This window comes from Prevotella melaninogenica, from assembly GCF_013267595.1.
GTDB classification, from domain to species: domain Bacteria; phylum Bacteroidota; class Bacteroidia; order Bacteroidales; family Bacteroidaceae; genus Prevotella; species Prevotella melaninogenica_D.
On record NZ_CP054011.1, the window covers coordinates 539,833 to 551,892 of the forward strand.

The following is a 12,060-nucleotide window of genomic DNA, read 5'->3' on the forward strand; positions in this document are numbered from 1 at the left end:
GCCCGTTTTTTTTATTATTCTGAATTAAAAAGATATGAACGCAAAAAAAGTTTTATCGGACACCAATATTTGGGAATAATGCTGCGTATTGCCTCAAGTCACATTGTGGGGTAAGGGGATATTGTAGGCAGAAGTGGGTGTTTCAATTTCAAATTATCTGCAAATTCAGTAATGAGAGGATGTGTAAATGCAATAAGGATGTTGAAAGGCTTAGTTGCGGATTTGAGGTACTATAAATTTGATAATAGGTTTTGCTTTTATAGACATTGTGTTTACAACTCATAGTATCACCATATAATAAGGTATAAAGCTAAGATTTTTAGTAATAAGAATATCTGTTAAAACAAAAAGACAGACTCTACTAAATCAGAGAGCCTGTCTTTATCTATATCGGAAAATAGTGTAATTCTATTAGAATGGTAAGTCATCTGTAGAATTTTCCTCTGGCTGTGCAGGAGGGAATGGAGTAGCCTGTGGCGCAGCAGGAGCTGGCTGAGGAGTGACTGGAGCGGCAGCAACAGGCGTACCAGCCATAGCAGCTGTAGCGTCTACACGCTGAACGTTCCATGCACGAATATTGTTAAACCAACGGCCGTTGTACTCATGTGCATCAATGTCAAAACTTACATTGAGTTCATCACCAGCCTTAATAGCGAATTGCTCAATTCTATCAGCACCAAAAACATTGAAAACCATCTTCTTTGGGTACTGGTCGTGTGTCTCAATCACATACTCCTGTGACTTCCATGGTCCTCGAGCTGAAGTTCCCTCACGTGCAGGAAGAACAGCAATTACTTTTCCTTGTAAATCCATTTATCTTACTTGTTTTGGTTATTTTAATACTTTATTCTGTTTGCGAAATTACTAAAATAGTTCTAAAAAGCGAAACTTTTATACTTAATTTTTGTTTTTCACGTCCCTTTTTTGTATTTTTGTACGATGAAGTTGAAAGATGGTAATGGACTTGTTTCAGCCGTCTGGATATATAATAAGTGTAACAGAATATTAACTAAAATAAGATACTAATGAGATTTAACCTTTCAAGCACTGCATTGAGCAGCCGGTTGTTGACTCTCTCTCGAGTAATTAATAGTAAGAATTCTCTGCCTATCTTGGATTGCTTCTTGTTTGAAGTTCATGATGGTCAACTTACAATTACTGCTTCAGATAGTGAGAATGTCATGCGCGGAACATTGAATCTTGAGAGTTGTGAAGGCGAGGGCAATTTTGCAGTGAACAATCATACGATTCTTGATGCTGTGAAAGAACTCCCAGAGCAACCATTGACATTGGATGTTAATCTGGATGAAATGAAGATTTATGTTACCTATCAGAATGGTTCTTATAACTTCCCGATTCTTGGTGCAGATGAGTATCCAAAGGCGCAGTCTGTATCAGATAATGCAACGACAATTACGCTTCAAGCTGAGAAGTTATCAGATAGTCTGACACGTTCACTCTTTGCAACAGCACAGGATGAGCTCCGCCCAGTGATGAATGGTGTTTATTTCGATTTGAAGGAAGATGGGTTAGCAATAGTTGCCAGTGATGGTCATAAGCTTGTAAGAAACAAGATCTTCTCTATTAAGAGTGATTCTCCTGCATCATTTGTCCTTCCAAAGAAGCCAGCTTCATTGTTGAAGAATGTTCTTTCAAAGGATGGTGGCGATGTTATCATTCGTTTCGATGAGCGTTCTGCAGAGATTTCTTTTGCTGAAGGCAACCTCGCATGTCGTTTGATAGAAGGTAAATATCCTAATTATAACAGTGTAATCCCACAGGATAATCCTAATCAGGTTACGATTGATCGTAAGTCATTGATTGGTGCTTTGCGTCGTGTATTACCTTTTGCAAGTGATTCTTCACAGTTGATTCGTTTCCATGTGTCAGCAGGTTTGTTAGAGTTGAATGCTGAAGATATTGATTTTGCAACAAGTGCAAAGGAGAGTGTTACCTGTGAGTATGGTGGCAACCCTATGAGCATTGGCTTCAAGGGCTCAAGCATGCTTGACATATTGAACAACCTGGAAAGTGATGATGTTGTCATTCAGTTGGCTGATCCATCACGTGCTGGTGTAATCGTGCCAGGTACTCAGCCAGAGAATGAGGATATTCTCATGCTGATTATGCCGATGCTGTTGAACGATTAAGAAACAAGTGAAATAGATTTTATCGGGAGGATGGCTGTGTATCTTCTATATAGCCATTCTCCTTTATGATTATATATAGGGTTATACACAGACGTATGAAACTGAATTTGACAAAGCCTTTGATAGTTTTCGACTTGGAAACGACTGGGCTTGACCTTGTAAACGACCGTATTATCCAAATTTCTTTTATCAAGGTTCATCCTGATGGAAAGGAAGAAAGAGAAAATATATTTATTAATCCTGAAAAGCCAATACCTGCAGAAGTAACGCTATTGACTGGTATTTCTGATGCTGATGTGGCTGATGCGCCAACCTTCAAGCAGAAGGCTAAGGATTTATCAGATAAGTTTGCTGGTTGTGACTTTGCTGGGTACAATTCTAATCGTTTTGATGTGCCAATGTTGGCAGAAGAGTTTCTGCGTGCAGGTGTTGACTTTGATTTCTCAAAGTGTCGTCTGATTGATGCACAGAATATCTATCATAAGATGGAGCGTCGTAATCTTGCTGCTGCCTATAAGTTCTACTGTGGTAGGAAGATGGAGGACGACTTTGAAGCACATAAGGCGGATCAGGATACTGAAGCTACATGGCGTGTGCTACAGGGTGAACTTGATATGTATGCTCCCGGCAATCAGGAAGAAGAGGATCGTGTGTTGAATAACGACATGGATGAACTTGCAGAGTTCTCTCGTATGAATGACTTTGTAGACTTCGCTGGTCGTATAGTATGGCGTGACATGACTGATAAGGATGGTAACCAATTGTTGGATGCTACAGGAAAGCCACGCCGTCATGAAGTATTCAACTTTGGTAAGTATAAAGGTTGGGATGTTGCAGAGGTTCTGCGTAAAGATCCAGGTTATTACAGTTGGATGCTTGCAAGTGATTTTACTTATAATACAAAGCAGGTATTGACACGTATTCGCCTGAGAGAGTTTAATAATAAGTAAGGTAATGCTGAAAGGAAAGAAAATAGTTTTAGGCATAACAGGCTCTATTGCAGCATATAAGAGTTGTCTTATTATCCGTGAGCTGATAAAGAGTGGGGCAGAAGTGCAGGTGGTTATTACGCCTGCTGGTAAGGAGTTTATTACTCCTATCACATTGTCTGCATTAACACATAAACCTGTTGTAAGTGAGTTTTTCTCACAAAAGGATGGTATGTGGAACTCTCATGTAGACCTCGGACTATGGGCGGATGCAATGGTTATTGCTCCTTGTACAGCTGCTACGCTGGGTAAGATGGCAAATGGAGTAGCTGACAATATGCTTATTACTACTTATCTTTCAATGAAAGCACCTGTCTTCATTGCGCCTGCAATGGACTTAGATATGTATAAGCACCCATCAACACAGAAGAATATTGAGACGTTACGTAGCTTCGGGAATCATATTATTGAGCCAGGTAGCGGTTTTCTTGCCAGTGGTTTGGAGGGTAAGGGAAGAATGGAAGAACCAGAGAATATTGTTAAGGCTTTGGCGGATTTCTTCTCTACTTCATCGGAGTCGCCATCTTATACAGAAGATTTAAAAGATAAAAAGATTCTTATAACAGCTGGTCCTACATACGAAAAGATTGACCCAGTACGTTTTATAGGAAACTATTCATCTGGTAAAATGGGGTTTGCTTTGGCAGAAGAGTGCAGTCGACGTGGTGCAAAGGTTGTGCTTGTTGCTGGTCCAGTGAGCCTTACTTGCTCTGATTGTATTCAGCGAGTTGATGTTGAAAGTTGTAGGGAGATGTATGAAGCTGCAGTAGGGGAGTTCCCTAATTGTGATGCAGTAATCCTTTGTGCAGCTGTTGCTGACTTCCGTCCAGAGACGATTGCTGAGCAAAAGATTAAGCGAGTGGGTGATGAACTACTCTTAAAACTGAAGCCAACACAGGATATTGCTGCAACTATCGGTAGTATGAAAGGAGAAGGACAACGCATTGTTGCTTTTGCATTAGAAACAAATGAAGAAGAAAGCAATGCCCAAAGAAAGTTGGAAAAGAAAAATGCTGACTTCATTGTTTTGAACTCAACGAGAATTCCTGGTACGACTTTCCAAGCAGATGATAACCAAATAACGATTATCAACAAAGAAGGTAAGAAGAGTTATGCTAAGAAACCAAAGACAGAAGTGGCTCGTGATATTATTGACGAGCTTGTTTCTATTCTCTAATGGAGAATTATCTGCACAAGAGCTAAATGCAAAGGTAACCGTGAATCATAATCAGATTCAGGGTACAGATGCTTCTGTCTTTGAGAATCTACAACAGACTTTAGAACAGTTTATTAATACACGGCAATGGACTCATTATCAGTTTCAAAGAAATGAACGTATAAACTGCAACTTTAATATTACTGTTAGCAAATATGACCCAGGTAGCAACCTCTTTACTTGTTCTGCTTTGATACAAGCAAACCGCCCAGTTTATAATGCTGCTTATAGTTCTACACTCTATAATAATCAAGATGGTGACTTTAACTTCACCTTTGCTCAATTCGATCAGATTGAGTTTAATGAGGAGAATATAGATAACCAACTAACGGCTCTGATAGCTTACTATGCTTATCTTATCATAGGGTTAGATTTGGATTCTTTCTCTCCTATGGGTGGTGAAGATATCTTACAACGCTGCATGGTTTTGACGAATAATGCACAGAATCTTAACTTTACGGGATGGAAAGCTTTTGATAATTCACGCAACCGCTTTGCTATTATCAACGATTATCTTGATGGTGCTATGAAACCTTTTCGTCAATTGCAGTACGACTATTACCGAACAGGTTTGGATGAAATGGCTAACAATGTAGAACGTGGTCGTACAAATATCACATCAGCTTTGGAGAATGGATTAAAGAAGGCACATGAGAATCGTCCAATAAGCATGTTACCACAAATATGGACAGACTATAAGAAGGACGAGTTGGCTAATATATATAAAGGCAAAGGAACACAAAAAGAAAAGGAATTGGTCTACGATATCCTCTTTAGTATCAATGCCAGTCAGAATATTACATGGGATAAAATAAAACAATAGTAATCTTTTTGTAGGAAACAGTTATCCTCTGCCTTAACTTCAATTATTATAATTGACAAATATATGCTGAAACATCTATATATTAAAAACTACACGTTGATTGATCAACTGGATATTGCTTTTCATTCTGGTTTCTCGGTTATTACTGGTGAAACGGGAGCGGGAAAGAGTATTATCCTGGGGGCAATCGGTTTGTTATTGGGCAATAGGGCTGATAGCAAACAGATAAAGCAAGGAGAAAAGAAATGTACGATTGAGGCACATTTTGACCTTTCTAACTATGGGTTTGAATCCTTCTTCGAGGAACAAGATGTTGATTTTGAACCTGAAGATACAATTGTTCGCCGTGAACTAACGGCTACAGGAAAGTCACGTGCCTTTATCAATGATACACCTGTATCGTTACAAATGATGCGTGTATTGGGTGAACAACTTATAGATATTCATTCACAGCATCAGAATCTTTTGTTACAGAAGGATGACTTCCAGTTGAATGTTGTGGATATTATCGCTCAAGACACAAAAGAACTGGCTGCTTATCGTTCGGCATACCAAGACTATAAAGAAACAGAAAGGCGTCTTTCTGACATGAGAGAGCAGATCTCTAAAGCACAGGAAAATGAAGAATTCATGCGTTTTCAGTTCAATGAGTTAGACAATGCTAATCTAATTGAAGGCAGACAAGAAGAACTTGAGCAAGAAAGTGAAACGCTCTCTCATTCAGAAGATATCAAAACAGCTTTCTACGAGGCTGATAATCTGTTGAGTGATGATGACAACGGAGTTCTTCGAAAGCTGGGACAAAGTCTGGATAGTCTTGGAAATATAGAGAAAGTATATCCTAAAGCACAAGAACTCATACAGCGTTTGTCATCAGTACATATAGAACTGAAAGATATTGCAGGTGAGATTGGTAGTGAAGTTGAGAATATCGACTTTGACCCCTCTCGTCTGGATAGCATAAACCAGCAACTTGACTTGCTGAATACACTTGAACAGAAGTATCATGTTTCCACAGAGAAAGAACTCATCGAGATACGTGATAACATTGCTAATCAGCTAAAGAATATTGATAATAGTGATGAAGAACAGGAAATACTTGAGCAAGAAGTAAAGACAAAACTTTCTACTTGTGAAAAGCAAGCAGAAAAGTTGACTACACTTAGACGTAAGGCTGCAAAGATTGTTGAGGAACAGATGAGTAGTCGACTTATTCCTTTGGGTATTCCGAATGTTAGGTTTAAGGTTGATTTGTCCCCAAAGCCTTTGACAATGGACGGTGCAGATAAGATTCAATTTCTTTTCTCTGCCAATACAAGTACGGCTATGGAACCTGTTGCACAGGTAGCTTCTGGTGGTGAGATTGCTCGTGTAATGTTATCGTTAAAGGCTATGGTAAGTGGTGCCGTGAAGTTACCAACAATCATCTTTGACGAGATTGATACGGGTGTTAGTGGTAAAATTGCTCAGAAGATGGCACTCATCATGCAAGAAATGGGTAATAATAATCGTCAAGTTATCTCTATCACACACCTTCCACAGATTGCTGCTTTGGGTACTTCACACTATAAAGTAGAGAAGGAGGAGACTGCAGAAGGGACACGCAGTCACATGCGTGAGTTGACTCAAGAGCAGCGTGTGAATGAGATAGCACAGATGCTTTCGGGTGCCGATGTTTCTGATGCAGCTTTACAGAATGCTCGAGAACTATTAGATTTAAGTAAGAAGAAATAGTAATACCTTACTAAAAATATACAATGAAAGAAATAATGAATATGAAACTGAAAACTTTAATTTTGACCATTGCCCTCATATTGGGTGCTTCTACTAACATTTTTGCTCAACCTGGTGCCGTTAAGAAGGCTGCAGATGCAGCTTTTACATTGACAACCTTTAAGGCAGATGGAAGTATATTAGCAACATCTAATGGTGTATGTATTAGTACTGATGGTGATGGTGTTGCTGTAAGCCCTTGGAAACCCTTTATAGGAGCAGATAAAGCTGTTATTGTTGATGCTAAAGGACAGAAACACGAGGTGGAGTGCCTGCTTGGGGCCAATGAGATTTATGATATAGTCAAGTTTCAAGTGAGCGGTAAGACTATTGCTGCTCCTTTGGCAACAACAGTTTCTGTAGGTGATGAAGCATGGATTACACCAATGCCAAAGAGTGGTAATGCTGAGAAGGCTGATGTTTCAAGTGTTGAAAAATTCATGGATAAGTATAATTATACGATTCTGAAATCTTCAGCTACTGACAAGTTGAATGGTGCTCCTGTATTTAATGTTAAAGGACAGGTTATCGGTTTGTTCAATTCTGCTGGTGAATCACAGAGTTCAACGGATGTAAACTATGCCAAGGACTTTGTTGTTAAGGGACTTTCACAGAATGATATCACTCTTCGACAGAGCAATATTCGAATAGGTTTACCAAACACAGTAGAGGAGGCTGTTGTTGCATTGATGCTCTCTTCTGAGAAACCTACTAATATACACGAAGCTATTGTCAACGAATTTATTACAAAATTCCCACAAGCAAATGATGGTTATTATGCTTTAGCGAATATACAAGTTGCAAAAGGTGACTTTGCTAATGCGGATAAAACAATGCAAACAGCTATTAGTAAGGTGACTGCAAAGGATGAAGCACATTATAACTTTGCTCGTCTTATTTATCGTAATGCGCTTATTCCAGAGTTTGCAGAAAAGACAAAGTCTGTGGGATGGACATTGGATAAGGCTTTGGATGAGATCAAAAAGGCTGAAACTACTAAGGCAAACGATGCTTATCGTCACCTTCAGGCACAGATTATCTATGCGAAAGGCGATTATGCAAAAGCTTATACTGAGTTTGAAGCATTGACAAAGACTAAGTTTAATAATCCAGAACTTTACTTAGAGATGGCACAGAGTCGTCAGCATTTGGGAGCTAATGATCAGGAGATTCTCGATTTGCTTAATAAGAGTATCGAACTTTGCGACACACCATATGTTTCTACTTCTGCACCATATTTCTATACACGTGGTCAGCAATTAGAGAAGATGGGAGAATATAGAAAGGCTGTACAGGATTATTATACATATGAATATTTTAACCAAGGACGTCTTGGTGCTGCTTTCTATTATATGCGTGAACAGTGCGAGGTGAAAGGACGTATGTGGCAGCAAGCTTTGCAGGATATTCTTATTGCATCACAACTTGATCCTAAGGAAGCCTTATACCCAACAGAAGCAGGTAGCCTTTTGTTACGTCTAAACAAAGTTGATGCTGCTATCAGTGCTGCTCAACAGGCAATTCAACTTGACGGCTCTCAGCCTGATGCCCATCTTATTCTTGGTATTGCACAATGTGAAAGTAAACAGAAGGAAGAAGGTCTTAAGAATATTCAAAAGGCTAAGGAACTTGGCAATACACAAGCTGATACTTTCTTGCAGAAGTATAAATAAATTTACCAGATAAGTTTATTGTCACGAAATTTGGGGGAATGGAATTTGGTAGAATCGAATTAAATCTGTACCTTTGCACCCACATGATGGTTCCGTAGCTCAGTTGGATTAGAGCAACAGCCTTCTAAGCTGTGGGTCTTGGGTTCGAACCCCAACGGAATCACTGAATGTTATAAGAGGAATATTCGTAAGGATATTCCTCTTATTGTTTTGATTATCAGTGTATTATATCGCAATGAGCTAAGGGGTTAATATTGTTAATGATAGAAATTTGTTTCATTAATCTTGCGTTTTCCGACTGATAGTTACTTTTATTTACCGATATATAACGTACTTTAATTATCCCGTGCACCCATAGTGATACCACTTGTGATACCACTTTTTTATTAATTGTGTGATACCAAAATAACGATTGCTGTATTGATGCTGTCTGATAAACATCTCTTATAAGGATTAGGCATTTGTATCATAATATGTTCATTATAACTCCATTATATCCCTTTCTCACTATCTTTAGTCTAAGTGCTTATCCTTAACACATGTCGTGCTAAGGGTAAGCACCAATGGTGTTAAGTACTTTTTAGGTTCTTATAGATGTCTTTTCCTAAAGAATTACTTCTCCATTTCCATTGAGTTTCTTAATCGATAAACTTATAGAAATTATACATTAGTCTTACTCTTGACAAGGGAATATGTTGTTAGAGTAAAATATTACTTTATGATAAAGCTTTATACTGAGCACTGTTATAGATACAATCTCGATTTACAACTCAATTTAATCGTTGCTTGTATTAAAACTTAAATATCTGTTATATATTGTTTTTATATTTGTTGTAATGAAAATATATTTCTAATTTTGTCATTATTAAAAACAACAGATTGTGAATCATCCTCTTCTTTTCAAGAGCAAGACTGTTTAACAGCCGTACAGAGGGGACTTCAAGAAGTTGTTGAGGTTTTCTCTTTTTTGTTTTCTGGTTAAGGAGATGATAAGGGTGCCTCGTTTATCATTTTTTTTCTAACAACTTAAAAAATTATCAATTATGAGTTCATTTAGAGCAACTTTGGAATTAGGTGGTAAGGAGTATGACGTACTCTATTCTAACTACGAGTTCAGCCGTACAACTGACAAGAAGGGTCAGCCTGCATCAAGCATCTCTGGCGGTCGTATCAGTGTAACTATCGAGTCAACTGATGACACTTCTACTATCGAGGCTATGCTTAACAGCCAGTTCAAGCCTGTTGAGGGTAAGATCGTTTACAAGAAGAGCGAAGAGGATGCTAAGATGAAGGAGATTTCTTTCAAGAATGCTTACATCGTTCATTACAAGGAGACACTCGACGTTAACAACGAGGCTCCTATGACCATCGCTATGACTTTCTCTGCTGAGAATATCACCGTGGGTAATGCAGAGCTTGACAACCGTTGGCCTCGCACATAAGTTTAGGAAACATTTGGACTATGCTGAGCTTTCGTACTTGGCATAGTCCTTTTTCGTTTCTTACTCAAGTGAGGGGGAACTTTACTATCCTACATACTCCGATTGCTTTCCCTTGAGATTCTAAATGTAATGCCGTATAAGCCAATTAGCTTTTAATCTTCAAAACAAACAACCCATGTCAATTCCTTTCAACCCCATTACTATCAGCGTAGGAAAGAAGTCTCTTTCTTCTTTTATTTCTCTACAAATCGAACAAAACATAGGTAAACACCACCGATTCCAAATGTCTGTTGAATTGGAAACGGGTAGTAATAGATATGTACATAATATCAATAGCAGCAAGGAATGGCTCGGAGAAAGCATCGTTGTGAAGGCTGCAAATACTCCTATCTTTGTTGGTGTGGTGACAAATGTACAATTACACAGAGAAGGAAGTGACTTTGGATGTATCATCGTTTCTGGCTACTCTGCTACTTACAGACTGGAAACGGCACATAGCTGCTTCTCATGGAATGATAGAACCATTGGGGATGTAGTGAAAAAGCTGTGCGAACAAGCTAAGGTGCAATTAGAGTTGAATCCTGCATTCAAGGAAACCAAAGACTTTATCTGCCAGTATGAAGAGTCGGATTTCGACTTTATCCGTCGTCTTGCTCATCAGTATCAAGAGTGGATGTATTTCGATGGAACTAAACTCATCTTTGGTAAACCAAGGAAATTGGCTGACCCTATAAGATTAGAATATGGAACAACACTGTCTTCACTTGACATTGGTTTACAGACCCTCGCACGCTCTGAGGAGGTATTCTCTTACCACTCTGGTGCTGACCATGAGATGCAGCGTATGACACCAGACTTGGCCTATGGTCATGACAAACTTGCGGGCGATGCTTTCCGTGCATCATTAGGTATGTTCTCAAAACCCGCACGACAGCATGCACTGCCACGTATCAGCGATGAGTCGGAACTTATTAATTACATGGGGCGTAAGCAGGCGGCTGAGACGGCAGAAACACATTACATCACGGCTGAGAGTCAGGTGCCTACCCTGCGTGTCGGTTCTGTCGTAAGTCTCTACAGCTCATTCTTGGAACGTGTAGGAAACATATCAAAAGAGAGTTTGGGTAACTTTATCATTATCGAGATAACCCATGAGGTGAGCCAAGGCAGCTACTACAAAAACCGCTTCAAGGCTATCCCTGCAACAATAAAGGCACTGCCAAGTCCAAAGGTACGTATGCCATTAGCAGAGACACAGATGGCAACCGTGCTTAGTAATGCTGACCCACAGGGCAAGGGTCGTGTGCGCGTACGAATGAACTGGCAGACGGATGGTATGCAGACAGGCTGGGTGCGTGTAATGACACCAGATGGCGGTAGTAGTAAGGACGTAAAGAGCAACCGTGGTTTTGTATTTATCCCAGAGGTAGGCGACCAAGTCCTCCTCGGCTTCCGTCATGGAGACCCTGCAAGACCATACGTTATGGGTAGTCTCTTTAACGGAACAACAGGTGGTGGCGGTGGTCAGGGTAACAACTGCAAGAGCCTTACCACTCGAAGCGGTAGTTCCTTGAAACTTGATGATTCCAAAGGAAGTGTTACATTAGCTGATCCTGGGAAAACAAGCATTCACATGGACGGTGCTGGTAATGCCACATTTGATTCGTCTGACAAAATAATCATCTCCTGTGGTAGTGCTTCCATTGAGTTACACAATGATGGTACAATAAAGATAAACGGTAAGGAGATATCAGTTGGAGGCACGGATGTCTCCATAGCAGGTACATCAAGTATTGTAGCTGGCGTGGGGGAAGGTGAGACTCCAAGTACTGGTATTGGTATGTCAACAACAGAACTTAATATAAGTTCTTCGAAAACATATATTGATGGATCCAGTGAAACTAGTGTAAGTTCAAGTGGTGGAACAACCTCTGTTACTGCATCAAGTGAGGTGATTGTAGGCGGAAGCAAAGTAAAACTAAACTAATAGTGGT

General features: G+C 39.5%; 9 protein-coding genes, 1 tRNA gene and 1 pseudogene. 10 read left to right on the forward strand and 1 reads right to left on the reverse strand.

The annotated features are described in order from the left end of the window. Nucleotides 1–69: 69 nt before the first annotated feature. A pseudogene (locus tag FIU21_RS13545) lies at nucleotides 70–285 on the forward strand (hypothetical protein). Between the two features lie 126 nt (nucleotides 286–411). Here the strand turns inward: FIU21_RS13545 and FIU21_RS07480 are convergent. After that, nucleotides 412–813 carry a DUF3127 domain-containing protein gene (locus FIU21_RS07480; protein WP_004360933.1) on the reverse strand — a complete coding sequence of 134 codons (402 nt, stop codon included), beginning with the start codon at nucleotides 811–813 and terminating at the stop codon, nucleotides 412–414. Between the two features lie 212 nt (nucleotides 814–1,025). Here FIU21_RS07480 and dnaN point away from each other — a divergent pair, with 212 nt between their 5' ends. From dnaN to FIU21_RS07525, 9 genes are all read left to right on the forward strand, one after another. After that, nucleotides 1,026–2,150, forward strand: coding sequence for a DNA polymerase III subunit beta (dnaN, locus tag FIU21_RS07485; protein ID WP_004360935.1), 1,125 nt, complete (start codon nucleotides 1,026–1,028; stop codon nucleotides 2,148–2,150). Between the two features lie 95 nt (nucleotides 2,151–2,245). After that, nucleotides 2,246–3,100, forward strand: coding sequence for a 3'-5' exonuclease (locus FIU21_RS07490; RefSeq protein WP_004360937.1), 855 nt, complete (start codon nucleotides 2,246–2,248; stop codon nucleotides 3,098–3,100). Between the two features lie 4 nt (nucleotides 3,101–3,104). Continuing rightward, entirely contained in the window at nucleotides 3,105–4,316 is a 1,212-nt protein-coding gene (gene coaBC, locus FIU21_RS07495; protein ID WP_004360939.1) for a bifunctional phosphopantothenoylcysteine decarboxylase/phosphopantothenate--cysteine ligase CoaBC, read from the forward strand. Then, nucleotides 4,252–5,178, forward strand: coding sequence for a type IX secretion system protein PorD (gene porD / locus FIU21_RS07500; protein ID WP_050759763.1), 927 nt, complete (start codon nucleotides 4,252–4,254; stop codon nucleotides 5,176–5,178). The genes coaBC and porD overlap by 65 nt, the downstream gene beginning before the upstream one ends. A 63-nt stretch (nucleotides 5,179–5,241) precedes the next feature. Next, nucleotides 5,242–6,912, forward strand: a complete 1,671-nt coding sequence (gene recN / locus FIU21_RS07505) for a DNA repair protein RecN (RefSeq protein WP_004360943.1) — start codon at nucleotides 5,242–5,244, stop codon at nucleotides 6,910–6,912. Nucleotides 6,913–6,935: 23 nt separating this feature from the next. Continuing rightward, entirely contained in the window at nucleotides 6,936–8,624 is a 1,689-nt protein-coding gene (locus FIU21_RS07510) for a tetratricopeptide repeat protein (RefSeq protein ID WP_004360944.1), read from the forward strand. An 88-nt stretch (nucleotides 8,625–8,712) separates the two neighbouring features. Further along, a tRNA-Arg gene (locus tag FIU21_RS07515) sits at nucleotides 8,713–8,787 on the forward strand. Between the two features lie 880 nt (nucleotides 8,788–9,667). Next, entirely contained in the window at nucleotides 9,668–10,066 is a 399-nt protein-coding gene (tssD, locus tag FIU21_RS07520) for a type VI secretion system tube protein TssD (RefSeq protein ID WP_004383461.1), read from the forward strand. A 175-nt stretch (nucleotides 10,067–10,241) separates the two neighbouring features. After that, nucleotides 10,242–12,053, forward strand: a complete 1,812-nt coding sequence (locus FIU21_RS07525; RefSeq protein WP_172891350.1) for a type VI secretion system Vgr family protein — start codon at nucleotides 10,242–10,244, stop codon at nucleotides 12,051–12,053. The last annotated feature ends 7 nt before the right edge of the window (nucleotides 12,054–12,060 follow it).